Origin of the sequence: Rathayibacter sp. PhB127 (genome assembly GCF_003751665.1) — a bacterium.
GTDB lineage: Bacteria > Actinomycetota > Actinomycetes > Actinomycetales > Microbacteriaceae > Rathayibacter > Rathayibacter festucae.
Genome location: NZ_RKHW01000001.1, coordinates 649,681 through 671,275 on the forward strand (window position 1 = coordinate 649,681; position 21,595 = coordinate 671,275).

Sequence of the window (21,595 nt, forward strand, 5' to 3'; positions counted from 1 at the left end):
TCAGCGGGACGAACGGCGGATCAACCACCGCGCACCAAGCGTCACGCCCGCAGCGATCGAGCACAGTCCCACGACGGCCAGCCAGTAAATGCCATCGAGCGTCGCGCCCAGGTAGAAGAACAGCCCGCCCAGGACCAGCAGCAGCCACGCCGACCAACCGAGCGCGCGCAACTGTCCAGGAGTCATGAAGCGAGCCTACGATGCGCATCCACTCGCGCCAAGGTAACAGTTCGAGACCGAATGTCCCGATCCGTTCGAACAAACCTACGAATGTCGGTTGCCTCGCATACGCTCACGTCACTCCCTGGCCCCCAACAGGATGACGAACGGACGAAGGAGCCCGCAGCAATGCCGAACCGACCCGAGCACGACCACCACAGAATCTCCGACCGACTGCGCGAGCTCGGGTGGGACGGTCGCGACCTGCCCACCGTCAACGACCTGCTCGAAACCTGCGACCGCGCCGGCGCTGACTGGCGCGAAGTCTTGGCCTTGCGGGACTGACGCGGTGGAGGCGCGGCACCAGGCGGGCACCGCGCCCCCACTGCGCGGCGTGAAGCCGCGTAGGCTTCACAAATGGCTTCACTCAGGTGGTCAAACTGAGCCGACGGTGGGGCTCGAACCCACAAACCGCCCGATTACAAGTCGGGTGCGCTACCAATTGCGCCACGTCGGCAGGTGCGTCACCGCACCGGGCCACCCTATCGCGGGGCCGGAAGCCGCCTCGGCTCCGGCCCGCGCGGGCGGATCACGGCTCGAGGATGCTCAGGTGCCGCTCGGCCGGCATCGGCCGCTTGGGCCCGCCGATCTTGCCGTCGGGGCGGCCGACGTACAGCCAGCCGAGGAGCTCCTCGCCCTTCTCCAGGCGGTGCGCCTTCCGCACGGCCTTGGCGCGGGTGTAGGAGCCGGTGCGCCAGAAGACGCCCCAGCCCGCCTCGTCGAGCAGCAGGCTGAGCAGGTGCGCGACGCCCGAGGCGACGGCCTCCTGCTCCCAGGCGGGCACCTTCGACTTCTTCACGCTCACGACGACCGCGAGGAGGAGGGAGGCGCGATGCGTCTTCTCGATGTGCTTGCGCGCGTCCTTCTTGTCGCCGGACGCGGCGGCGAAGCTGCGCCCGATGCGGTCGCGCGCCGCCCCGCGGATCTCGATGACCCGCCACGGCCGGAGCGAGCTGTGGTCCGCGAGCCGCGAGGCGGCCGAGACGTACGCCGCGATCTCCTCGTGCCCCGGCGCCTCCGCGGTGACCTTCGAGCGGGAGCGCCGGGCCAGGACGGCCTCGAGCACGGGAGTCGCGGACACGGTCACTCGCCCTCGGTCGTGAAGTTCATCGCGATCGAGTTCATGCAGTAGCGGTCTCCCGTGGGCGTGCCGAAGCCGTCCGGGAAGACGTGGCCCAGGTGCGAGCCGCAGTTGGCGCAGCGGACCTCGGTGCGGACCATGCCCAGGGTGCTGTCCTCGATGAGCTGCACCGCGTCGGGGCGGATGGACTCGTAGAAGCTCGGCCAGCCGCAGCCGGAGTCGAACTTGGTGCCGCTCTTGAACAGCTCGGCGTGGCATGCCGCGCAGGTGTAGAGCCCCTCGCGGTGCTCGTCGAGCAGCTCGCCGGTCCACGGGCGCTCGGTGGCGGCCTGGCGCAGCACCGAGTACTGCTCGCGGTCGAGCTCCTCGCGCCACTCGGCGTCGGTCTTGTTCACGGAATACGACGACATGGGTCTCCCTAGGAATCCTGGTCAGTGTACGGGGGAGGGCGCTCCCCTCTCCTCTCGTAAACTCTCCGCCGTGCAGCTGAATTCCGTGATCTCGAAGGCGTGGAGCGAACTCACGACCGAGGAGGTCTACGCGTTCGCGCGGCTGCGGACCGACGTGTTCCTGCGCGAGCAGCGGGTCGACGACGAGGAGCTCGACGGCCGCGATCTGGAGCCGACGACGCGGCACTGGTGGATCGCCGACGAGCGCGGCACGGCCGCCTACCTCCGCACCCTCCGGGACGAGCGGCCCGAGCACCGCGACGCCCACCGGGTGATCGGGCGGGTGGTGACCCGGGCCGACCGGCGGGGCGAGGGCCTCGCGCACCGGCTGGTGAGCGCGGTCCTGGAGCGCCATGGGGACGAGCCGCTCCTGCTCCACGCGCAGTCGTACATCGCGGGCCTCTACGCGCGGTCGGGCTTCGAGCCGTTCGGCGACGAGTTCGACGAGGCGGGCATCCCGCACATCGGCATGTACCGGAGCGCCTCAGCCGCCGCCGAGCCGTCCCTCCCTACTGTGGAGGGATGAGCAGGGCCACGGACGTCGAGCGCAGCACGGGCGCCGTCCTGTCCGAGCGGGATCGCCGCGTCCTCGAGTTCGAGGGCGAGTGGACGGCCCGCGCCGGGGACAAGGACGACGCGATCCGCGAGAGGTTCGGCCTCTCGGTCGCCCGCTACTATCAGGTGCTCAGCGCGGTTCTGGCCTCACCGGCCGCCCTCGCGCACGACCCGATGCTCGTCAAGCGGCTGCAGCGCATCCGCGACGGGCGCGCCGGCGCCCGCGCCGCGCGCCGCCTCGGGCGCCCCGAGTAGACGAGCTGCTCGGGCCCACGAACGGAAGGCCGGCCGTACCGACGATGACCACCACCGCTCCGAAGGACCGCTTCGACGAGATCCCGGCCACGGAGGGTCGCGTCGGCGCCCACCGCCGCCCGCCCGCCCCGCACGCCCGCGCGGTCGCGCTGGCCTGGGCGGCCCTGGCCACCGGAGTGATCGTGCTGCTCGGCTTCATCGGCCTGCTCGTGATCGACAACCGGGTGCAGTTCAACGACGTCTTCACGCCGCCCACCGGCATCGCCGAGACGGAGGCGACCCCCGCGGTCACCCCCACGGTCGACCCGGCCCTCGCGCTCGCGGTCCTGAACGGGACGGCGACGGCGGGCCTCGCCGCGAACGCCGGGGACGCGCTGGCCGCGGCGGGCTGGAGCGTGCCCACTGTCGCGAACGCAAACACCGAGGAGGAGACGGCCACGACGATCTACTACACCGACCCCGCGCTCGAGGGCGCGGCGCTCGGTGTCGCTCAGTCGCTCGGCGTCGGCACGCCGGCTCTGACGCAGGACTTCGTCGAGACCGGATCCGTCGTCGTCGTGCTCGGCTCGGACTATCCGCCGCAGTAGCACGGCGGCGCGGACGCCCCCGGAGCACCCCCTCGGGGCGTGTCCCGGGGGCGTTCTGTTTCCGGCACGTTTAATTCATGTTGAATCCCGGACAACTCTTTCCCACGGGCGCTTTCCGCCCCATTCCGGGCCGAAACGCTGGCTTATGCTCCCTAATCAGGCACCTGCGCATCGCTCGTGTCGCAGGCAGCACAGCACTTTGGGAGTGAGAGATGGCGAACGGAACCGTCAAGTGGTTCAACTCTGAGAAGGGCTACGGCTTCATCACGGTCGACGGCGGCGGGCAGGACGTGTTCGTCCACTACTCCGCCATCGACATGTCGGGATACAAGGTCCTCGAAGAGGGCCAGCACGTCGCGTTCGAGGTCGGCACCGGGTCCAAGGGCCCGCAGGCCGAATCGGTGCGCGTGGTCTGAAGCCCCCGCCCTGCCTGGAGCCGTCGTCCGCCTCGTGCGGGCGGCGGCTCCTCGCGTTGCGCCAGGCGCCGACGTCACTTGCACTCCTCCCGGGTGAGTGCCAGAATCGCTGTTGGCACTCGCTCCAGTCGAGTGCCAACGACGGAATTCCCCTGACGTCCGGGAGGGACGAAGAACACACATGGCCAAGATCATTGCTTTTGACGAAGAAGCCCGCCGCGGCCTCGAGCGTGGACTCAACACCCTGGCCGATGCGGTCAAGGTGACCCTCGGCCCGCGCGGCCGCAACGTCGTGCTCGAGAAGAAGTGGGGAGCCCCCACCATCACGAACGACGGCGTGTCGATCGCCAAGGAGATCGAGCTCGACGAGCCGTACGAGAAGATCGGTGCCGAGCTCGTCAAGGAGGTCGCCAAGAAGACCGACGACGTCGCCGGCGACGGCACCACCACCGCGACCGTCCTCGCCCAGGCGCTCGTCCGCGAGGGTCTGCGCAACGTCGCGGCCGGCGCCGACCCGATCAGCCTGAAGAAGGGCATCGAGAAGGCCGTCAAGGCCGTCACCGCCGAGCTCGTCGCCGGCGCCAAGGCGATCGAGACCAAGGAGGAGATCGCGGCCACGGCCTCCATCTCCGCCGCGGACCCCGAGATCGGCGCGATCATCGCCGAGGCGATCGACAAGGTCGGCAAGGAGGGCGTCGTCACCGTCGAGGAGTCGAACACCTTCGGCACCGAGCTCGAGCTGACCGAGGGCATGCGCTTCGACAAGGGCTACCTGTCGCAGTACTTCGTCACGGACCCCGACCGCCAGGAGGCCGTGTTCGAGGACCCGTACATCCTGATCGTCAACTCCAAGGTCTCGAACATCAAGGACCTCCTCCCCGTCGTCGACAAGGTGATTCAGGCGGGCAAGCAGCTGCTGATCATCGCCGAGGACGTCGACGGCGAGGCGCTGGCGACCCTGGTCGTCAACAAGATCCGCGGCATCTTCAAGTCGGTCGCCGTCAAGGCCCCCGGCTTCGGCGACCGTCGCAAGGCGCAGCTCCAGGACATCGCGATCCTCACCGGCGGCCAGGTCATCTCCGAGGAGGTCGGCCTCAAGCTCGAGAACGTCACCCTCGACCTGCTCGGCTCGGCCCGCAAGGTCGTCATCACCAAGGACGAGACCACGATCGTCGAGGGTGCCGGCGACGCCGAGGCCATCGCCGGTCGCGTCGCGCAGATCCGCGGCGAGATCGAGAACACCGACAGCGACTACGACCGCGAGAAGCTCCAGGAGCGCCTCGCGAAGCTCGCCGGTGGCGTCGCGGTCATCAAGGCCGGAGCTGCGACCGAGGTCGAGCTCAAGGAGCGCAAGCACCGCATCGAGGACGCCGTCCGCAACGCGAAGGCCGCCGTCGAGGAGGGCATCGTCGCCGGTGGTGGCGTCGCCCTCATCCAGGCCGGCAAGCTCGCGTTCGAGAAGCTCGAGCTGGTCGGAGACGAGGCGACCGGCGCGAACATCGTCCGCGTCGCGATCGACGCTCCGCTCAAGCAGATCGCCCTGAACGCCGGCCTCGAGCCCGGCGTCGTCGCCGCCAAGGTCCGCGAGCTGCAGACCGGTTGGGGCCTCAACGCCGCGACCGGCGAGTACGTCGACCTGATCGCCGCCGGCATCATCGACCCGGTCAAGGTCACGCGCTCCGCTCTGCAGAACGCCGCCTCGATCGCCGGTCTGTTCCTCACCACGGAGGCCGTCGTCGCCGACAAGCCCGAGCGGAACCCCGTCGCCGCAGGCGGAGACCCCACGGGTGGCATGGACTTCTAGTCCGACCCGCACCACGCAGAAGGCGGTTCCCCTCCGGGGGAGCCGCCTTCGGCATTTCCGGGCGGCGTCCTCGGTCCGCAGACGGTCGAGGACGCCGCCGGCGGGTCAGAACGCGAACAGGCGCGCGTTGGCCTCCTCGGTCTCCGCGTACTGCTGCCCCGCCGTCCCCAGGGCGAGCGCGATCGATTCGAGCCCGTCGTCGACCTGCCCCTGCGTGGTCCGCCAGAGGCCGACCACTCCCTGGAACGCGGCCGAGGCCTGCCCCGTCCACGAGCTCTCGAGGCCGGTGAGCAGAGCGAGCATGCCGGCCACCTCGGCGCGGATGCGGTCCGCGGAGCCGTGGATCGAGCCGCTCGCGGTGCTGATCGCGTCGATGTCGGTCTGGAAGTGGGTCATGTCAGGTCCTCTCACTCGTCCGCGCCGTTCGGCGCGTGGAAGAGAACCTAGGGCGGACCGCGTCGGCCGCGCGGGCCGTCAGGCCGCAGCTGGGGACGGATCGCCGTCCGGGTCGACGGTGAGGAGAGGGAGGGCGACCCGGAAGGTGGCGCCGCCGCCCGGAGTCTCGACGACGTCGACACGGCCCTTGTGCGCCGCGACGATGGAGGAGACGATCGCCAGCCCCAGTCCGCTGCCACCGGTCTCGCGGGTGCGCGAGGTGTCGGCGCGCCAGAAGCGCTGGAAGATCTTCTCCCGGATCTGCGGCGGGATGCCCTCGCCGTGGTCGATGACCTCGAGGAAGGCCAGCCGCCGCGCGCGGTCGACGGCGACGCCGACCTCGATCGGGGTGTCCTCGGGCGTGTAGCGGACGGCGTTGCCGATCAGGTTGGTCAGCACCTGGCGGATCTTGTTCTCCTCCGCCATCACCAGTGCCGGGACGCCGACCTGCTCGGGCTCGGGGGCGGTGCCCGCAGCGAGGTCCTCAGCCGGGACACGGCGCGGGCGGCGGCGGAAGCGCGCCAGGCGTGCGCCGGCGGCCGCGATCGGTCCGGTGAGCCCGGCGGCGGCCGGAACCTCCATGGTCTGGGTCGCGGTGCCGGACGGCTCGTCCATCTCGAGCGCGGGCGTCTCGACGGGGGTGTCGTCGCGGGTCTCGACTCCGAAGTCGCGGTCGGGCCAGGAGGCCATGGCGTCCATCGCGGCGTCGCGGGCGAGCGGCATCAGGTCGACGGGGGAGAGGGCGAGCGGCTTGGTCTCGTCGAGGCGGGCGAGCTCGAGGAGGTCCTCGACGAGGCCGCCCATCCGGATCGCCTCCTTCTCGATGCGCTCCATCGCCTGGCCGACCGCCTCGGGCGTCTGCAGCGCGCCCATCCGGTAGAGCTCGGCGTACCCGCGGACGGAGACGAGGGGGGTGCGCAGCTCGTGGCTCGCGTCGCCGACGAAGCGGCGCATCTGGTCGATGGTGCGGGCGCGGTCGCGGAAGGCGCTGTCGATGCGCACCAGCATCGCGTTGAGCGAGCGGTTGAGGCGGCCGACCTCGGTGTTGGGCGTGGTGCCGTCCAGGCGCTGGCTGAAGTCGCCGTCGGCGATCGCGGCGGCGGTCTGCTCGACCTGGCGCAGGGGAGCGAACGTCGTGGTGACGAGCAGTCGCGTCAGCATCGCGCCGATGACGACGATCGCGACGCCGAACCCGAGGAAGATCGTCAGGTAGATCGTCATGATGTTGTCGATGTCGCGCGTCGACGTGGCGAGCAGCAGCGTCTGGTAGTCGTTCCCGCGGGAGTACACCGTCGAGACGGCGTGGTACTCGATCCGGTCGTTGACGCTCATCAGCGCCTTCGGCTCGCTGGAGGCGCTCAGGGCGTCCTCGATCGAGTAGCGCGAGGGGAAGGCGGGGTCGGTGCCCTGCCCGGCGTTCGAGTAGACGAGCTTCCCCGAGGAGTCGTACACGGCGCCGTAGTAGTCGTCCGACTCGGAGAACTGCGAGACGCCCTGCGCGGAGAGGTCGGTCGCCACCTTCTGCACCTTGTCGGCCAGCTGCGCGTCGAGCTGAGCGACGAGCTGCGGCTTCAGCATCGTCATCGTGCCGATGCCGGAGACCAGCAGGCCGAGGGTCAGCAGGAGGACGGTGACGGCCGTGATCTTCGTGCGCAGCGAGATGGAGTTCCACCGCTCGGCCAGACCCTGGTGCATGGCGGTGGAACTCCCTCGAAGTCGTGCGGGCGCCCGCCCCCTCACGGGGCCGGCGCCGGGGCGGCGGAGGTCAGACCTTCGCGACCTTCAGCATGTATCCGAATCCTCGCTTGGTCTGGATGAGCGATTCCTCCGAATGCGTGTCGAGCTTACGTCGCAGGTACGAGATGTAGGACTCGACGATGCCCGCATCGCCGTTGAAGTCGTACTCCCAGACGTGATCGAGGATCTGCGCCTTGCTGAGCACCCGGTTGGGGTTGAGCATCAGGTAGCGCAGCAGCTTGAACTCGGTCGGGCTGAGCTCGACCGGCTCGTCGCCGACGAGGACCTCGTGCGTGTCCTGGTCCATCGTGAGCTCGCCGGCGCGGATGACCGCGTCCTCCTCGGCGTGCATCGTGCGGCGGAGGATCGCCTTGATGCGCGCGACGATCTCGTCGAGGCTGAACGGCTTGGTGACGTAGTCGTCGCCGCCGACGGTGAGACCGGTGATCTTGTCCTCGGTGTCGTCCTTCGCCGTGAGGAAGAGGATCGGCGAGGTGTAGCCGGCCGAGCGCAGGCGCTTGGTGACGCCGAAGCCGTTCATGTCCGGGAGCATCACGTCGAGGATGATGAGGTCCGGCTCCTCCTCGAGGACTGCGGAGATCGCCTGAGCACCGTTGCCCACCGCGCGCACGGCGAAGCCGGCGAAGCGGAGGCTCGTGGTGAGCAGGTCGCGGATGTTGGGCTCGTCGTCGACGATGAGAATGCGGGGTCCGTCCATGCGGACAGTATCTGCGCGTGGCCTGGATGAAGTCTGGGAGTCGCGTGACCGATTGCTCGTCGAAGGCTCGGCGCAGCCGGAGAGGTCCCCGCTAGGAGGAGCGGCGGCGGCGGACGCCGACCACGAGCATCGCGATCATCATCAGGAAGGCGATCGGCAGGCCGACCAGCGGCAGCGCGAGGACGAACTGCCAGAGGCTCCCGCTGTAGTCTCTGACGCCCATCATCGGCGCCACCAGGACGGCGATGAATGCGATCACCGTCACGACGATTATCGCGACGAACATGTAGGCGAGCACGCGCTCCGCGCGTCCGATGCCCGCGGGCTGCTGTGGCTTCACGGGTCAAGGATAGGGCGGGCGCCGTCCTCTAAACTGATGGCTGCTTCATTTCCAGGAGGGGTTCTGCATGCCTACCGGCAAGGTCAAGTTCTACGACGAGGAGAAGGGCTTCGGCTTCATCAGCACTGATGACGGCCAGGAGGTCTTCCTGCACGCTTCCGCGCTGCACTCCGGGACCGCGGTCAAAGCCGGCACCCGCCTCGAGTTCGGCATCGCCGACGGCAAGCGCGGTGCGCAGGCCCTCTCGGCCCGGATCATCGACACCCCGCCCAGCATGGTCAAGCTCAGCCGCAAGTCGGCCGACGACATGTCCGTGATCGTCGAGGACACGGTCAAGCTGCTCGACGGGATCGGCACGGGCCTCAAGCGGGGCCGCTACCCCGACAAGGCGCACGGGCACACGATCGCGACGCTGCTGCGCCGGGTTGCGGACGAGCTCGATGCCTGACGCCGACGAGACGACCGGCGATCCGTCGCCCGAGAACGACGGGACTCCGGACACCGGGTCCGAGGCCGCGACCGAGGGTCCCGCGGACTCGCAGGACGGCGTCCCGGCGTCGCGCACTCCCGCGCCGGCGGTCTGGAGCGACGAGATCGACGAGGAGGACGAGGACGATTCCGACGAGGACTCCGACACCGACTCCGATGACGGAGGAGAGCCTGACGCCGGGTCCGCAATGGCCGCCGGAGAGCCGGAGCCCGCGCCCGTGTACGAGCTCGACGCCGTCCTCGCCGGCTCGGAGGACCGTGCGCGCGAGGCGCTGCTGGACATCACGACCGCCGACACCATCGGCGACCTCGTCGCGACACTCGCCCAGGGCGAGCACGTGGTCTCGCTGCAGTTCACGAACCTGATGCGCGGATACCCGGGCTGGCTCTGGACGGCGACGCTGTCGAGGATCGACGAGTCCGAGGACGTCAACGTCCTCGAGGTCGAGCTGCTGCCGGGCGAGGGCAGCGTGCTCGCGCCCGACTGGGTGCCGTGGTCGGTCCGGCTCGCGGACTACCGCGCGGCGCAGGACGCCAGCGGTGAGCGCGACGAGACCGAGGACGACGAGTACGACGACGACACCGTCGTCGACTCGGCGGAGACGGACGAGGACGAGGTCCTCGACGATGACGAGGCGGACGACGACGACGTCTCGGACGACGACGACGACTCCGACGACGACGTCTCGGACGACGACTCCGACGACTCAGACGATGACGACTCGGACGACGCCGACTCCGACGACGACGATCCGGACGACGACGACGACGAGTCGCAGGGCGAGGACGTCGACGCCGACGGCACGTCCGGCGCCTCCACCGAAGGACGACGCGGCAGCGGCAGTCGCGGACGTCGGCGTCGCCGACGCTGACCGGATCCGGCCGAGCGGGGACGCCCACGCTCGGCCCCGCTGCCGACGCGACGGCGCTCCGACAGGCGGCGAGCCCGGCGCCTCAGCGGCGGTTGCGGCTGTAGAAGAGGCCGATCGTCCCCAGGACGACACCGATCACGACGGTCGACAGGACGAGCGGCGGCACGGTCGCGCCGGCCGCCGCGGCGATCAGCACGCCGACGAGGGCGAGCACCCAGACGATGCAGCCCACGAGGAGCGCCGTCGCGTCGTCGGACGCGTAGGGCGGGGGAGCGGGGCGGCGCTCGTCCGGACGGAGCCAGAGCCTCATCCCGCGCCTCCCCGTTCCCCGGTCGCTCAGTCGGCCAGGCGCTCGATGACGTGGTCGATGCAGCCGAGCAGCGAGCGGACGTCGTCCGGCTCGATGGCGACGAAGGTCGCCACGCGCAGCTGGTTGCGGCCGAGCTTGCGGTACGGCTCCGTGTCGACGATGCCGTTCGCGCGCAGGATCTTCGCGATCACCGCGGCGTCGACGGAGGCGTCGAAGTCGACGGTGGCGACGACCTGCGAGCGGTGCTCGGGCACCTCGACGAACGGGGTCGCGACCGGCGAGGCCTCGGCCCAGTCGTAGATCGCCGACGAGGACTCGAGAGTGCGCGCCGACGCCCAGGCCAGTCCGCCGCTCTCGTTCATCCACTGGAGCTGCGACTCCATCAGCAGCAGCGTGGAGAGGGCGGGGGTGTTCAGCGTCTGGTTCAGGCGCGAGTTGTCGACGGCGTTCTGCAGGCTCAGGAACTCGGGGATGTAGCGACCGCTCGCCGCGATCCGCTCTATCCGCTCGATCGCGGCCGGCGAGAAGAGGCCGAACCACAGGCCGCCGTCCGAGGCGAAGTTCTTCTGCGGGGCGAAGTAGTAGACGTCGGCCTCGGCCGCGTCGAAGTCGATGCCGCCGGCGGCGCTGGTCGCGTCGATCACCGTGAGCGCGCCCTCGTCGCCGTGCACGCGCCGGACCGGCGCCATGACTCCGGTGGAGGTCTCGTTGTGCGGCCAGGCATAGACGTCGACGCCCTCGAGGATCTCGACCTCGCTGCGCGAGCCGGCCGGGGCCGAGACGACGTGCGCGGGCTCGAGGAACGGCGCGGACGCCGCCTTCGCGAACTTCTGGCCGAACTCGCCGAAGGTGAGGTTCTCGGCACGGCGGTCGATCAGCGAGAAGGCGGCCGCGTCCCAGAAGGCGGTCGAGCCGCCGTTGCCGAGCAGGACCTCGTAGCCCTCGGGGATGCGGAAGAGCGTCGCGAGGTGCTCGCGCACGGACCCGACCAGGTTCTTGACCGGAGCCTGCCGGTGCGAGGTGCCGAGGAGGTGCGCGCCCTGCGTCGCGAGGTGCGCGAGCTGGTCGTGCCGCACCTTGGACGGGCCGCAGCCGAACCGCCCGTCGTGGGGGAGGAGCTCGCGAGGAATGGTGACGTCCGGCATGCGTTAATACTAGGGTTCCCGGCCCGCCCCGCCTTCGACCATCGGAGGCCCTGCGCCCTGCCCCGTCGACGGAGACGGGACACGGTGCCCAGTAAGGTTGTGCGCGCTGAGACCGGAAGGCTGAGATGACGGATCTGATCGACACGACCGAGATGTACCTGCGCACCATCCTGGAGCTGGAGGAGGAGAACATCATCCCCCTCCGGGCCCGCATCTCCGAGCGGCTCAGCCACTCCGGCCCCACCGTCTCGCAGACCGTCGGCCGGATGGAGCGCGACGGCCTCGTCGTCGTCTCCGGCGACCGCCACCTCGAGCTGACCGGCGACGGACGCCGCAAGGCGATCCACGTCATGCGCAAGCACCGCCTCGCCGAGCGCCTCCTCCACGACGTCATCAAGCTCGACTGGGAGTTCGTGCACGAGGAGGCCTGCCGCTGGGAGCACGTGATGAGCGAGCAGGTGGAGCGCCGCCTCCTCGAGATGCTCGACCACCCCACCGAGTCGCCCTACGGCAACCCGATCCCGGGGCTCGACGAGCTGGGGGACACCCCGGCGTCGCGCTTCGCGGACGGCGTCATCAGCATCCCCCGCTTCGTCGCCGGCTCGGCCGAGCCGCAGCGCGGCACCGTGCGCCGGCTCGGCGAGCCCGCGCAGGTCGACCCGGAGCTGCTGCTGCAGCTCAAGCAGGCGGGCGTCGTCCCCGGGGCCGAGGGCGAGTTCTCCGCGCTCAACGGCTACGTGCTCGTGCGCATCGACGGCGTGGAGGCGGGCATCGAACTGCCCAACGAGGTCGCTGCGCACATCTTCCTCGTCAGCTGAACGTCCGCTCCACGCGCACTACAGCATCGGAGGGTCGGAGCGGGACACGATCTCGTCTCCAGTTGGTGACAAATCGGTAACGGTCGCTTACGCTCTGTGGAGCCCTGCGCCCGAACCCCGGTCGTGAGGCGCGGAGTCCGACGTCCCTTCCCGTCTCGGACTCCGTGAACGCCGATGCTTCGCGCACTCGAGACGGGACAGCTGCCTGGGCTGGCGGGACGTCGGAGGTCCTCCCCCTTGCCCCAGAACCCCACCACCCCCGCCGGTTCCCCCGACCGGTTCCGCTCCACCCACCCGGACAGCCCCCGCAACGCGTCCTCTTTCGAGAACCGACCGCCGGTGATCCGCGCTCGCTACACGGACGAGGCCCCCGTCGCCCGCCGGGCCGTGCCGACGGCGCCGTCGCGCCAGGCCGACGTCACGGACTTCGTGCCGACGCCCGCCGGCACGCCCCGCAAGCGCAGCCGAGGCCGCACGATCGGCAAGGTCGCCATCGTCGGATTCGCCGGAGCCCTCGTCGCCACCATGGCGCTCCCCGCCTACGCCTTCTCGCCCGGCACCGAGAGCGACGGGCTGTTCGCCGCCTCGCAGGCCGACCTTCTGCGCCAGGGCGACGCGCAGACCGTGGCCGTCGCCGGGGGAGTGGTCCAGGCGGCGATCGCCCGCGACGGCTTCACCGCCGAGGCCGCGCCGCCGCCCCCGCCGCCCGAGCCGGAGCCGGTCGTCGAGCCCGTCGTCGACACCACCGACGTCGCCGAGGCCCGCGCCGAGACCGCCGAGAGCTTCAACTCCTACGAGGGCGCCTCGGCCAGCGAGCTCGCGGCGAGCGCGCCGAGCACGAGCTACAGCCTCTCCGCCGTCTTCAACACGGCGCTGCAGTACCAGGGCGTGCCCTACGTCTTCGGCGGCGCGGACCCCAGCGGCTTCGACTGCTCCGGTCTCGTCATGTACGTCTTCGCCCAGTACGGCATCTCGATGCCGCACTCCGCGGCGGGCCAGGCGGCGATGGGCACGCAGATCCCGCTGTCCGAGGCGCAGCCCGGCGACCTGGTGATCATGCCCGGCCACGACGGCTTCTACGCGGGCAACGGCAACATCCTGCACGCGCCGTACGAGGGCGCGAGCGTCCGCGTGCAGCCGATCTGGACGAGCAACTACACGATCGTCCGCATCTCCGGCTGACGCGCTCCGCGTCCGCTCGGCTCGAGAGCCCGTCCCTTCACCGGGGCGGGCTCTTCCGCGTTCCCGGCAGTGCCGGCCCGCCGCCCACCGTGTGAACTGCGCATGACGAAATCCCCGGTTCCTCTGGTGTTCCGGGCGCGAAGGGTTAATCTGAACCTCAGTCCGCTCGCGTGGCGAGCGGAGCGATTCGTCGAGGGACGGAGTGCCGGGATGGCCGAGCGGAACGGGCACCACTGCGTGGGGCTGCGTTCGCGCGTGCGGCGGACCGACGCGATCCGGGCGGGGATCCTCCTCGCCGCACTCCACTCCGCCGACACTCGGATACGGCACCACGTCACCGTGCGGCTCTGCGCCGCGGCCTCGAAGGGCGCCGTCATCACGACGGCGCCCTTTCGCGTGGTCGCGGCGCCTCCGTGCGGCGGCGTGCGACAGCACGGAGGTCACTGATGCGCACACTCGTCCTCAACGCCGGCTACGAGCCGCTGGCGGTGGTGTCGTTCAAGCGGGCGCTGGTGCTGCTGATGACCGAGAAGGCGATGATCATCGTCGCCGACGAGGAGCACCCGGTGCACGGAGCGACCGGCGACTACGTCCGGCCCTCGGTCATCGTGCTGACGCGCTACGTGCGCATCCCGAGCTCGCGGAGCGTGCCGGTCTCGCGCCGCGGGGTGCTGCGGCGCGACAACCACCGCTGCGGCTACTGCGGGCAGCACGCCAACACGATCGACCACATCCAGCCGAAGTCGCGCGGCGGACGGGACACCTGGGAGAACCTCGTCGCCTGCTGCCACCGCTGCAACAACGTCAAGAGCGACCGCACGCCACTCGAGATGGGCTGGCAGTTGCGCTCCGTGCCCCGGATGCCGCGCGCCGGCTCCTGGCTCGTGCGCGGTGCCGAGCGCACCCAGCCCGAGTGGGACGACTACCTCACGGCGGCGGCGGCCTGACCCGCGCCGCGAGATGCCACTTGTGCACGCCCGACACGGCGTGTCGCGTGCACAAGTGGCATCTCGCGGGGAGCGAGGGGGGGCTACTCGTTGTCGCCGCCGGTGGCGTCGGAGGCGTTGCCGGAGCGGGAGCCGGACCAGGTCCAGTTCGCGACCTCGGGGATGTCCTCGCCGTGCTCGCGGGTGTACGCGCGGGCGCGGATCCGGGCGTCCTGCATCTCCTGGCGGAGGCCAGCGGCGGTGGCGCCGAGGCCGGGCGTGCGGTCGATGACGTCCATCACCAGCGAGTAGCGGTCGAGGTCGTTGAGCATCACCATGTCGAACGGCGTGGTGGTCGTGCCGTTCTCCTTGTAGCCGCGGACGTGCAGGTTTCCGTGGCCGGTGCGCTTGTAGGTCAGCCTGTGGATGAGCCACGGGTAGCCGTGGTAGGCGAAGATCACCGGGCGGTCGGGGGTGAAGACCGCGTCGAACTCGCGGTCGGAGAGGCCGTGCGGGTGCTCGGACGCGGACATCAGCCGCATCAGGTCGACGACGTTGACGGTGCGGATGGCGAGGTCGGGCAGCGCCTCGCGGAGGATGCTGACGGCCGCGAGGGTCTCCAGCGTCGGGACGTCGCCCGCGCAGGCCAGCACCACGTCCGGGGACTCGCCGCGGCGCTCGCTGCTCGCCCACTCCAGGATGCCGAGACCTCGGGTGCAGTGCGCCACCGCCTCCGCCATGGTGAGCCAGGCGGGCGCGGGCTGCTTGCCGGCGACGACGACGTTGACGTAGTCGACGCTGCGGAGGCAGTGGTCGTAGACCGACAGCAGGGTGTTCGCGTCGAACGGCAGGTAGACGCGCACCACCTCCGGCTTCTTGTTGACGACGTGGTCGATGAAGCCCGGGTCCTGGTGGCTGAAGCCGTTGTGGTCCTGGCGCCAGACGTGACTGGAGAGCAGGTAGTTGAGGCTCGCGATCGGGCGGCGCCACTCGATGTCGCGGGTGCCGTCCAGCCACTTCGCGTGCTGGTTGAACATCGAGTCGATGATGTGGATGAAGGCCTCGTAGCAGGTGAAGAGCCCGTGGCGGCCGGTGAGCAGGTAGCCCTCGAGCCAGCCCTGGCACTGGTGCTCGGAGAGCACCTCCATCACCCGGCCGGCGCGGGCGAGGTGGTCGTCGAGCGGGTCGAGCTCGGCGTTCCACTGCTTGTCGGTGGCGGCGTAGACGCTCTGCAGGCGGTTGCTGGCGACCTCGTCGGGGCCGAAGATCCGGAAGTTCGTCGGATTCTCGCGGACGACGTCGGCGAGCCACTCGCCGAGCACCTTGGTCGCCTCCGCGACGGTGCCGCCCGGCTCGTGCACGACGACCTCGTAGCGCCGGAAGTCGGGCAGCCGGAGGGTCTGGCGGAGCAGGCCGCCGTTGGCATGCGGCGTCGCGCTCATCCGGAGGTCGCCCTCGGGCGCGAGTGAGCGGACACGGTCGGCGATCCCGCCCTCCTCGGTGAACAGCTCCTCGGGTCGGTACGAGCGCATCCACGTCTCGAGCAGGCGGGTGTGCGCCTCGGTGTCGCGGGCGTTCGCGAGCGGGACCTGGTGCGCGCGGTAGGTGCCCTCGACCTGCACGCCGTCGATCTCGGCCGGGCAGGTCCAGCCCTTCGGGGTTTTCAGGATGATCATCGGCCAGGCGGGGCGGGAGAGGTCGCCCTCGGCGGCGCGCGCCTTGATCGCGGCGATGCGGTCGAGCACGGTGTCCAGGACCGCGGCGAAGCGCTCGTGCACGCGCATCGGGTCCTCGCCGTCGAAGCCGCCCTCGACGGTGAACGGCTCGTGGCCGTAGCCGCGCATGAGGCTCTCGAGCTCCTCGTGCGGGATGCGGGCGAGGACCGTCGGGTTGGCGATCTTGAAGCCGTTGAGGTGCAGGATCGGCAGCACGACGCCGTCGGTCGCGGGGTTCACGAACTTGTTCGAGTGCCAGCTGGTGGCGAGCGGGCCGGTCTCGGCCTCGCCGTCGCCGACCACCGCGGCGACCAGCAGGTCGGGGTTGTCGAAGGCGGCACCGTAGGCGTGGCTGAGGGAGTAGCCGAGCTCGCCGCCCTCGTGGATGCTGCCGGGGGTCTCGGGGGCGGCGTGGCTCGGGATGCCGCCGGGGAAGCTGAACTGGCGGAAGAGGCGGCGCAGGCCGTCCTCGGTCTCGTCGATGTGCGAGTAGATCTCGCTGTAGGTGCCGTCGAGATAGGCGTTGGCGACCATGCCCGGTCCGCCGTGGCCGGGGCCGGTGATGTAGAGGGTGGGCTGCGCGCGCTCGGTGATCGCGCGGTTGAGGTGCGCGTAGATCAGGTTGAGGCCGGGGGTCGTGCCCCAGTGACCGAGGAGGCGCGGCTTGATGTGCTCCCTCGCGAGGGGCTCCCGCAGCAGCGGATTGGCGAGGAGGTAGATCTGGCCGACCGCGAGGTAGTTCGCGGCGCGCCACCAGGCGTCGATCGTGTCGAGGGTGGCGGGGTCGAGCGGACTGTCGTCGCGGGCGGCCCAGACGTGCTGAGCAGCGGCGGTGGTGTGGGATGCGGCCATGCTGCAACGCTCCCAGGCGAGCGCGCGGGGCGGAAGGGCCTTGCGGGCGGCGGGGCGCCGTCCGGACGGGGCTGCTCGCCGCAGAACATCAGCTGAGAAGGGAGGGCATCGCTCCTCAGCGGATGCCCCCCTCTCTCAGCTGATGTTCTGCAGCCGGATCAACCGCGCGGGGTGGCTCGGCGGAGGATCAGGGCGCCGAGGACCGCGGACAGGACCGTCGGGACGAGCAGCAGGGCGAAGGCGCCCGTGAAGCCGATCGCCTCGAAGGCGAGCCAGACGGAGTCCCAGCTGTCGGTGAGGGTGAACAGGGCGACCAGGCCGACGATCAGCGCGCCGAGGGCGAGGAAGAAGACGGTCATCCCCGTGGCCCGCCAGCGGACGAAGACCGCGGCGACCGCCGAGCCGGCGAAGAAGAAGAAGAGGAAGAGGCTGAAGGTCGCGAAGGTCTGGGTGAGCCAGGAGACGTCGCTGTAGGCGGCGGCGCGGAACATGTAGCCGCCGAGCCCCCAGCCGTTCGTCGCCTGCTCGAGCGCGGACATCGTGGAGTAGAGGACGGTCCAGGCGGCGGACAGGCCGACGAAGGTCAGCGCCGTGCCGAGGGAGTAGTCCCGGCGGGTCGAGCCGTAGCCCAGCGCGAGGGCGAAGGTGACGTTGGTGGCCTGGACGGCGACGACCAGCATGTAGATGAAGATGAAGGTCGTGCCACCGGTGATCTGCACGCCGGAGTCGCCGCCGGCCGCCGGGACGCCGACCATCCGCAGCACGAGCAGCCAGATGATCAGGCTGCCGATGAAGATCGCGCCGAGGATCGCGAGCGGGGTGACGAGCAGCGTCGCCGGGTTGGCGAGGTGCAGCCGGACGATGCTGAGCAGGCGGTGGCGCGCGACGGAGCGCTGCGGGGCGAGGGCGGTCATGAGGCGGCCTTTCCGGTGGTCAGCTGGACGACGAGCTGCTGGAGCGAGACGGGCTCGAGCTCCAGGCCGCGGTGGCGGGCCTCGTCGCGGTCGGCGGTGCCGAGGTGGGGGAGCGTCGCGGTGGCGAGGCCGCCGACTCCGCTGCGGGAGAGGACCTCGCGGCCCTCGGTGAAGGAGTCGACCGCGGCACGGCTGCCGGTGACGGTCGCGGCGGCACCGCGCAGCTCCTCCGTGTCGCTGTCGACGAGCAGGCGGCCGTCGTCGATGACGAGGACGTGCTCGAGGAGGCTGCTGACCTCGTCGATCAGGTGGGTGGAGAGGAGCACGGTGCGCGGGTGCTCGGCGAAGTCGGCGAGCAGGCGGTCGTAGAAGAGCTGCCGGGCGACAGCGTCGAGGCCGAGGTACGGCTCGTCGAAGAAGGTCAGCGGGGCGCGGGAGGCGAGGCCGACGATGACGCCGATCGCGGAGAGCTGGCCGCGGCTGAGCTTCTTGACGCGGCGCTCGAGCGGGAGGCGGAAGTCGACGACGAGCTGATGGGCGAACTCCTCGTCCCAGCCCTCGAAGAACCAGCGGGCGCTGCGGAGGACGTGCTTGACCTTGAAGTCCTCCGGGTACTTCTGGCTCTCCTTGATGAAGCAGGTGCGGGAGAGGACGGCGGCGTTCTCGACGGGTGCCTCGCCGAAGACGCGAATGCTGCCGGTGCTCGCGAACTCCTGGCCGGTGAGCAGCGACATCAGGGTGGTCTTGCCGGCGCCGTTGCGGCCGAGGAGGCCGTGGATCCGGTTCTCCTCGAGGGTGAAGCTGACGTCGGAGACGGCATGCATGCTGCCGTAGTGCTTGCTGAGGCCGGCGACCTCGATGACCGCGCTCATCGCGATCCCCCTTCGATGTCGGTGATCATGGCGGTGAGCTGCTCGCGGGTGAGGCCGAGCTTGGCGGCCTCCGCGAGGAGCGGTGCGACGAACTGGTCGCGGAACTGCGTGCGGCGCTTCTCGACCAGGCGGTCGCGCGCTCCCTCGGCGACGAACATGCCGATCCCCCTCTTCTTGTACAGGACGCCCTCGTCGACGAGCAGGTTCACGCCCTTGCCGGCCGTGGCCGGGTTGATGCGGTGGAACGCGGCGAACTCGTTCGTCGACGGGACCTGGTCCTCCTCGGGCAGCGCGCCCGCGATGATGTCGTTCTCGATCTGCTCGGCGATCTGCAGGAAGATCGGGCGGGAGTCGTCCATGGGGCTCCTTCCCTCGGTCTGGGTGCTTCGTGGTGTATTGGTTAGTTGGTGCAGTAACTAACCAACCATGCGCCTCGTGCCGTGTCAAGAGCGACGGGTCCGGGCGATCGGTACACTGGACGGCACCGGCCTCTGTAGCTCAATGGAAGAGCGACTCCGTCCTAAGGAGCAGGTTGGGGGTTCGAGTCCCTCCAGGGGCACCACTGCTCTTCTCTCCGCGAGTCGCGTCCGGTCGTCCGCCGGACCCCGTCCAGCGGCACGGCGGCTGCGTCCGCGGCGCTCCGTCATTCACGCTCGATCCAGCGCGGTGAGGCGGCATCGGGCGCCAGTCCAGACTTGCTGAGGGAAGCTCGCCTACTGTCGTCCGCAGAGACGTCGGGTTCCTCGGCCACCGGTGCGCCGTCCGACGTCGGCGGAGGTGCGGATGCGCTGGAAGGGACGCGGCGGGAGTCGGCCGGTGTGCGGTGGGCGTCTCGCGTGCCTGCGCTCACCGATCGTCCCGCTCGCGCTCCTGGCGTTCGCGGTGTATTCGGTCTACTCGATCTCCCGGGCCGACCAGCTGCTCACGGCGGGCTACGACCTCGGCATCTTCGACCAGGCGGTGCGGGCGTACTCGCAGTTCCGTCCGCCGCTCGCGCCGCTGAAGGGCGACGACTTCAACCTTCTCGGAGACCACTTCCATCCGATCCTCGTCGTTCTCGCTCCGCTGTACTGGATCTGGGACGATGCGCGGGTGCTGCTCGTGGCGCAGGCCGCGCTGGTCGCCGGCTCCTCCGTCTTCGTCTGGCGCGTCGCGCGCCGGCGCGGGGGAGTGCAGGCGAGCTGCCTGCTGGCCGTCGGGTATCTCCTCGGCCGGCCGCTGCAGTCGCTGGCCGACTTCGACTTCCACGAGGTCGCGTTCGCGGTGCCGGTCCTCGCCTGGGCGATCGATGCAGTCGACAGCAGGAGTGATCGACAGCTCGTCTCCGCGTCGGTGGTCCTCCTCCTGATCCGGGAGGACATGGGGGCGGTGGTGCTGATCCTCGGACTGCTGCGAGCGGCCAGGAGACCGAGGATCGTCGGGGTGCTGCTGGCGTGTTCGGGGGCCGCGGCGTTCGCGGTCGTCGTCGGGGTGGTGATCCCCTCGGTCGGCGGACGCGGGTACGCCTACTGGGACTACGGAGCGCTCGGAGCCGACGGGGGCGAAGTGGTCCGGACGATGCTCGAGCGGCCGTGGATCGCGATCGGGCTCTTCTTCACGCCGATCGTGAAGACGATGACGCTTCTGGGGCTGCTCTCACCCCTCCTTCTGCTTCCGCTGCTCTCGCCGGTGTCGCTGCTCGCGCTGCCGCTCCTCGCCGAGCGGTTCCTGTCCGACCGGCCCGCGGTCTGGACGAGCGGGTTCCACTACGACGCGCCCGTCTGGGTCGTGCTGGTCCTGGGCGCGATCGACGGGGGAGGACGACTCCTGCGGCGGCTTCCGTCCTCGACGGGGAGAGCTCTAGTGGCTCTGCTCGTCGGCGCTGTCGTCTGCGCCGCGCCGGTGATCGGGACGATCGTGCGCCACGACGACGAGGCCTACCCACTGGCGCGGATGGTCACCGGGGAGGCGTGGTCGCGGACGGCACATCGGAGAGATCAGGTCGCTGGGGTCGACAGGGTGCCGGCGAGCACGTGCGTCGCGGCCGACGACCGGCTCGTGCCGCTGCTGACGCGCAGCAACCGGGTGTCGCTGCCCCGTGTTCTCCGGCGGGCTCCGGACTTCGTCCTCCTGGACCTGACGCAGGAGAATGCGGGGTCGGTGCGCGGACTGGACCTGCGGACGACCACGCTGCGCGACGACGCGCTGGCGGACGGGTATCGCGTCGTCGCGAGGTTCGGCGAAGTGGAAGTCCTCGAATCGGCCGAGTACCGCGGGCCGTCAGCTGAGTGCTCCCGCTGACGCGCTGGTGCACCCGGCGCTGCCCACGTCGGGTGAGGCCGATTCGTCGGCAGCCCGGTCACTCGTCGACCTTGTAACCGGCAATCTGGTCGACGGTCACCCGGTGGAAGGAGCTGAGCTGCTCCTCGACGCCGTCCGGGCAGTATCCGTCGACGACCTCCACCTTCTTCGATCCCAGCTCCCCGAGGTAGCGGACGCAGAGGAGGACACTGGCGGGTCTCGTTGAGAACGGTCCGCTCGACAGCTGGCCGCGGATGGTGATCAGCGCATCTGCGGTGATATCGGCGCTGGCTCCAAAATAGTCGAGGCCGGTGATCCAGTTGCCGCCGGATGAGATGGTCGACTCACCCTTCACCCACAGATCCGCTCCACCGTATGGGGATCGAGCTTCGCTCTCCACTTGCTTCTCGACGCCCGACGGCGTGCTCTGTTCGGCGAAGACCTTGCCCATGTACTCGCCCAGCCAGTGCACACGATGGGCGGCGTCGCGATAAACGAAATCTTCGACCTCCGACGAGGTACAGGCTGACAGGGCGAGAAGAGTGGCGACGCCAATAGCGACGGAGGTGGAGACCCGTCGACCTGATCCCTCAGTTCCTGCCGGGCGTGGAATGTCGCTCGTGA

At 70.2% G+C, this 21,595-nt stretch carries 26 protein-coding genes and 2 tRNA genes; 13 read left to right on the top strand and 15 right to left on the bottom strand.

Translation table 11 applies throughout. The features are described 5' to 3' along the window. Positions 1–186: a hypothetical protein gene (locus EDF22_RS03270; protein ID WP_123702366.1), complete on the bottom strand. Its 186-nt coding sequence runs from the start codon at positions 184–186 to the stop codon at positions 1–3. Between the two features lie 162 nt (positions 187–348). Between EDF22_RS03270 and EDF22_RS20690 the strand changes: the two genes are divergently transcribed. Then, positions 349–504 (top strand): hypothetical protein, encoded by a 156-nt coding sequence (locus EDF22_RS20690; RefSeq protein ID WP_185038706.1) that lies wholly within the window; start codon positions 349–351, stop codon positions 502–504. Between the two features lie 98 nt (positions 505–602). Here the strand turns inward: EDF22_RS20690 and EDF22_RS03275 are convergent. The 3 genes from EDF22_RS03275 to msrB all read right to left on the bottom strand — a co-directional run bounded on the left by EDF22_RS03275 (position 603) and on the right by msrB (position 1,710). Further along, a tRNA-Thr gene (locus EDF22_RS03275) sits at positions 603–676 on the bottom strand. 72 nt (positions 677–748) lie between these two features. Then, positions 749–1,306 carry a nitroreductase family protein gene (locus tag EDF22_RS03280; RefSeq protein WP_123702368.1) on the bottom strand — a complete coding sequence of 186 codons (558 nt, stop codon included), beginning with the start codon at positions 1,304–1,306 and terminating at the stop codon, positions 749–751. Continuing rightward, on the bottom strand, positions 1,303–1,710 hold the full coding sequence (gene msrB, locus EDF22_RS03285; RefSeq protein WP_123445164.1) for a peptide-methionine (R)-S-oxide reductase MsrB: 408 nt from the start codon (positions 1,708–1,710) through the stop codon (positions 1,303–1,305). The genes EDF22_RS03280 and msrB overlap by 4 nt, the downstream gene beginning before the upstream one ends. A gap of 70 nt (positions 1,711–1,780) precedes the next feature. On the opposite strand from msrB, the gene EDF22_RS03290 reads away from it, so the two are divergent. From EDF22_RS03290 to groL, 5 genes are all read left to right on the top strand, one after another. Then, complete coding sequence (locus EDF22_RS03290) at positions 1,781–2,275, top strand: GNAT family N-acetyltransferase (protein ID WP_243582848.1); 495 nt, start codon at positions 1,781–1,783, stop codon at positions 2,273–2,275. Further along, entirely contained in the window at positions 2,272–2,559 is a 288-nt protein-coding gene (locus EDF22_RS03295; protein ID WP_123445166.1) for a DUF3263 domain-containing protein, read from the top strand. The genes EDF22_RS03290 and EDF22_RS03295 overlap by 4 nt, the downstream gene beginning before the upstream one ends. Before the next feature lie 44 nt (positions 2,560–2,603). Then, complete coding sequence (locus EDF22_RS03300; protein ID WP_123702370.1) at positions 2,604–3,146, top strand: LytR C-terminal domain-containing protein; 543 nt, start codon at positions 2,604–2,606, stop codon at positions 3,144–3,146. A 212-nt stretch (positions 3,147–3,358) separates the two neighbouring features. After that, complete coding sequence (locus EDF22_RS03305; RefSeq protein WP_123445168.1) at positions 3,359–3,562, top strand: cold-shock protein; 204 nt, start codon at positions 3,359–3,361, stop codon at positions 3,560–3,562. Positions 3,563–3,743: 181 nt separating this feature from the next. Beyond that, positions 3,744–5,366, top strand: a complete 1,623-nt coding sequence (gene groL / locus EDF22_RS03310; protein ID WP_123702372.1) for a chaperonin GroEL — start codon at positions 3,744–3,746, stop codon at positions 5,364–5,366. Positions 5,367–5,471: 105 nt separating this feature from the next. On the opposite strand, the gene EDF22_RS03315 is transcribed toward groL, so the two are convergent. From EDF22_RS03315 to EDF22_RS03330, 4 genes are all read right to left on the bottom strand, one after another. Beyond that, positions 5,472–5,762, bottom strand: a complete 291-nt coding sequence (locus EDF22_RS03315) for a WXG100 family type VII secretion target (protein ID WP_123702374.1) — start codon at positions 5,760–5,762, stop codon at positions 5,472–5,474. Between the two features lie 78 nt (positions 5,763–5,840). Further along, entirely contained in the window at positions 5,841–7,496 is a 1,656-nt protein-coding gene (locus EDF22_RS03320; RefSeq protein ID WP_123445171.1) for a cell wall metabolism sensor histidine kinase WalK, read from the bottom strand. Positions 7,497–7,566: 70 nt separating this feature from the next. Continuing rightward, on the bottom strand, positions 7,567–8,256 hold the full coding sequence (locus tag EDF22_RS03325) for a response regulator transcription factor (protein ID WP_085475163.1): 690 nt from the start codon (positions 8,254–8,256) through the stop codon (positions 7,567–7,569). 91 nt (positions 8,257–8,347) lie between these two features. Beyond that, the gene (locus EDF22_RS03330; RefSeq protein ID WP_243582849.1) at positions 8,348–8,596 is read right to left on the bottom strand and encodes a hypothetical protein; all 249 of its coding nucleotides are present in this window, start codon (positions 8,594–8,596) and stop codon (positions 8,348–8,350) included. Between the two features lie 67 nt (positions 8,597–8,663). Here EDF22_RS03330 and EDF22_RS03335 point away from each other — a divergent pair, with 67 nt between their 5' ends. Then, on the top strand, positions 8,664–9,044 hold the full coding sequence (locus EDF22_RS03335) for a cold-shock protein (RefSeq protein WP_123702376.1): 381 nt from the start codon (positions 8,664–8,666) through the stop codon (positions 9,042–9,044). Continuing rightward, entirely contained in the window at positions 9,037–9,957 is a 921-nt protein-coding gene (locus EDF22_RS03340) for a DUF3027 domain-containing protein (RefSeq protein WP_260303095.1), read from the top strand. The genes EDF22_RS03335 and EDF22_RS03340 overlap by 8 nt, the downstream gene beginning before the upstream one ends. Positions 9,958–10,039: 82 nt before the next feature. Here the strand turns inward: EDF22_RS03340 and EDF22_RS03345 are convergent, their stop codons facing one another. Then, entirely contained in the window at positions 10,040–10,267 is a 228-nt protein-coding gene (locus tag EDF22_RS03345; RefSeq protein ID WP_123702378.1) for a DUF2530 domain-containing protein, read from the bottom strand. Positions 10,268–10,293: 26 nt separating this feature from the next. Continuing rightward, positions 10,294–11,412, bottom strand: a complete 1,119-nt coding sequence (gene serC, locus EDF22_RS03350; RefSeq protein WP_123702380.1) for a phosphoserine transaminase — start codon at positions 11,410–11,412, stop codon at positions 10,294–10,296. 125 nt (positions 11,413–11,537) lie between these two features. On the opposite strand from serC, the gene EDF22_RS03355 reads away from it, so the two are divergent. The 3 genes from EDF22_RS03355 (at position 11,538) to EDF22_RS03370 (ending at position 14,359) form a co-directional block, all read left to right on the top strand. After that, positions 11,538–12,230 carry a metal-dependent transcriptional regulator gene (locus EDF22_RS03355; RefSeq protein ID WP_123702382.1) on the top strand — a complete coding sequence of 231 codons (693 nt, stop codon included), beginning with the start codon at positions 11,538–11,540 and terminating at the stop codon, positions 12,228–12,230. Between the two features lie 237 nt (positions 12,231–12,467). Continuing rightward, complete coding sequence (locus EDF22_RS03360) at positions 12,468–13,412, top strand: C40 family peptidase (RefSeq protein ID WP_260303109.1); 945 nt, start codon at positions 12,468–12,470, stop codon at positions 13,410–13,412. Positions 13,413–13,858: 446 nt separating this feature from the next. Next, positions 13,859–14,359, top strand: a complete 501-nt coding sequence (locus EDF22_RS03370) for an HNH endonuclease (RefSeq protein WP_123445178.1) — start codon at positions 13,859–13,861, stop codon at positions 14,357–14,359. A gap of 83 nt (positions 14,360–14,442) precedes the next feature. On the opposite strand, the gene EDF22_RS03375 is transcribed toward EDF22_RS03370, so the two are convergent. The 4 genes from EDF22_RS03375 to EDF22_RS03390 form a co-directional block, all read right to left on the bottom strand. Next, complete coding sequence (locus EDF22_RS03375) at positions 14,443–16,905, bottom strand: phosphoketolase (protein ID WP_123702386.1); 2,463 nt, start codon at positions 16,903–16,905, stop codon at positions 14,443–14,445. Positions 16,906–17,063: 158 nt separating this feature from the next. Further along, on the bottom strand, positions 17,064–17,819 hold the full coding sequence (locus tag EDF22_RS03380; RefSeq protein WP_123702388.1) for an ABC transporter permease: 756 nt from the start codon (positions 17,817–17,819) through the stop codon (positions 17,064–17,066). Then, entirely contained in the window at positions 17,816–18,691 is an 876-nt protein-coding gene (locus EDF22_RS03385) for an ABC transporter ATP-binding protein (RefSeq protein ID WP_123702390.1), read from the bottom strand. Before EDF22_RS03385 ends, EDF22_RS03380 begins: the two co-directional genes overlap by 4 nt. Continuing rightward, a complete protein-coding gene (locus EDF22_RS03390) occupies positions 18,688–19,050 on the bottom strand; it encodes a GntR family transcriptional regulator (protein ID WP_123445182.1) in 363 nt (120 codons plus the stop codon). Before EDF22_RS03390 ends, EDF22_RS03385 begins: the two co-directional genes overlap by 4 nt. Before the next feature lie 128 nt (positions 19,051–19,178). Here EDF22_RS03390 and EDF22_RS03395 point away from each other — a divergent pair. Continuing rightward, a tRNA-Arg gene (locus EDF22_RS03395) sits at positions 19,179–19,253 on the top strand. A gap of 320 nt (positions 19,254–19,573) precedes the next feature. Next, positions 19,574–20,971, top strand: coding sequence for a DUF2079 domain-containing protein (locus EDF22_RS03400; protein ID WP_185038708.1), 1,398 nt, complete (start codon positions 19,574–19,576; stop codon positions 20,969–20,971). A gap of 58 nt (positions 20,972–21,029) precedes the next feature. Here EDF22_RS03400 and EDF22_RS03405 read toward each other — a convergent pair whose 3' ends face one another. Continuing rightward, entirely contained in the window at positions 21,030–21,422 is a 393-nt protein-coding gene (locus tag EDF22_RS03405) for a hypothetical protein (RefSeq protein WP_148059103.1), read from the bottom strand. Between the last annotated feature and the right edge of the window lie 173 nt (positions 21,423–21,595).

What these genes read in the sequence shown, in the direction of transcription:
- EDF22_RS03270 (WP_123702366.1), bottom strand. Translation starts at nt 186, where the DNA reads ATGACTCCTGGACAGTTGCGCGCGCTCGGTTGGTCGGCGTGGCTGCTG.
- EDF22_RS20690 (WP_185038706.1), top strand. Translation starts at nt 349, where the DNA reads ATGCCGAACCGACCCGAGCACGACCACCACAGAATCTCCGACCGACTG.
- msrB (WP_123445164.1), bottom strand. Translation starts at nt 1,710, where the DNA reads ATGTCGTCGTATTCCGTGAACAAGACCGACGCCGAGTGGCGCGAGGAG.
- EDF22_RS03295 (WP_123445166.1), top strand. Translation starts at nt 2,272, where the DNA reads ATGAGCAGGGCCACGGACGTCGAGCGCAGCACGGGCGCCGTCCTGTCC.
- EDF22_RS03300 (WP_123702370.1), top strand. Translation starts at nt 2,604, where the DNA reads ATGACCACCACCGCTCCGAAGGACCGCTTCGACGAGATCCCGGCCACG.
- EDF22_RS03305 (WP_123445168.1), top strand. Translation starts at nt 3,359, where the DNA reads ATGGCGAACGGAACCGTCAAGTGGTTCAACTCTGAGAAGGGCTACGGC.
- groL (WP_123702372.1), top strand. Translation starts at nt 3,744, where the DNA reads ATGGCCAAGATCATTGCTTTTGACGAAGAAGCCCGCCGCGGCCTCGAG.
- EDF22_RS03315 (WP_123702374.1), bottom strand. Translation starts at nt 5,762, where the DNA reads ATGACCCACTTCCAGACCGACATCGACGCGATCAGCACCGCGAGCGGC.
- EDF22_RS03320 (WP_123445171.1), bottom strand. Translation starts at nt 7,496, where the DNA reads ATGCACCAGGGTCTGGCCGAGCGGTGGAACTCCATCTCGCTGCGCACG.
- EDF22_RS03325 (WP_085475163.1), bottom strand. Translation starts at nt 8,256, where the DNA reads ATGGACGGACCCCGCATTCTCATCGTCGACGACGAGCCCAACATCCGC.
- EDF22_RS03335 (WP_123702376.1), top strand. Translation starts at nt 8,664, where the DNA reads ATGCCTACCGGCAAGGTCAAGTTCTACGACGAGGAGAAGGGCTTCGGC.
- EDF22_RS03340 (WP_260303095.1), top strand. Translation starts at nt 9,037, where the DNA reads ATGCCTGACGCCGACGAGACGACCGGCGATCCGTCGCCCGAGAACGAC.
- EDF22_RS03345 (WP_123702378.1), bottom strand. Translation starts at nt 10,267, where the DNA reads ATGAGGCTCTGGCTCCGTCCGGACGAGCGCCGCCCCGCTCCCCCGCCC.
- serC (WP_123702380.1), bottom strand. Translation starts at nt 11,412, where the DNA reads ATGCCGGACGTCACCATTCCTCGCGAGCTCCTCCCCCACGACGGGCGG.
- EDF22_RS03355 (WP_123702382.1), top strand. Translation starts at nt 11,538, where the DNA reads ATGACGGATCTGATCGACACGACCGAGATGTACCTGCGCACCATCCTG.
- EDF22_RS03370 (WP_123445178.1), top strand. Translation starts at nt 13,859, where the DNA reads ATGCGCACACTCGTCCTCAACGCCGGCTACGAGCCGCTGGCGGTGGTG.
- EDF22_RS03375 (WP_123702386.1), bottom strand. Translation starts at nt 16,905, where the DNA reads ATGGCCGCATCCCACACCACCGCCGCTGCTCAGCACGTCTGGGCCGCC.
- EDF22_RS03380 (WP_123702388.1), bottom strand. Translation starts at nt 17,819, where the DNA reads ATGACCGCCCTCGCCCCGCAGCGCTCCGTCGCGCGCCACCGCCTGCTC.
- EDF22_RS03385 (WP_123702390.1), bottom strand. Translation starts at nt 18,691, where the DNA reads ATGAGCGCGGTCATCGAGGTCGCCGGCCTCAGCAAGCACTACGGCAGC.
- EDF22_RS03390 (WP_123445182.1), bottom strand. Translation starts at nt 19,050, where the DNA reads ATGGACGACTCCCGCCCGATCTTCCTGCAGATCGCCGAGCAGATCGAG.
- EDF22_RS03405 (WP_148059103.1), bottom strand. Translation starts at nt 21,422, where the DNA reads ATGGGCAAGGTCTTCGCCGAACAGAGCACGCCGTCGGGCGTCGAGAAG.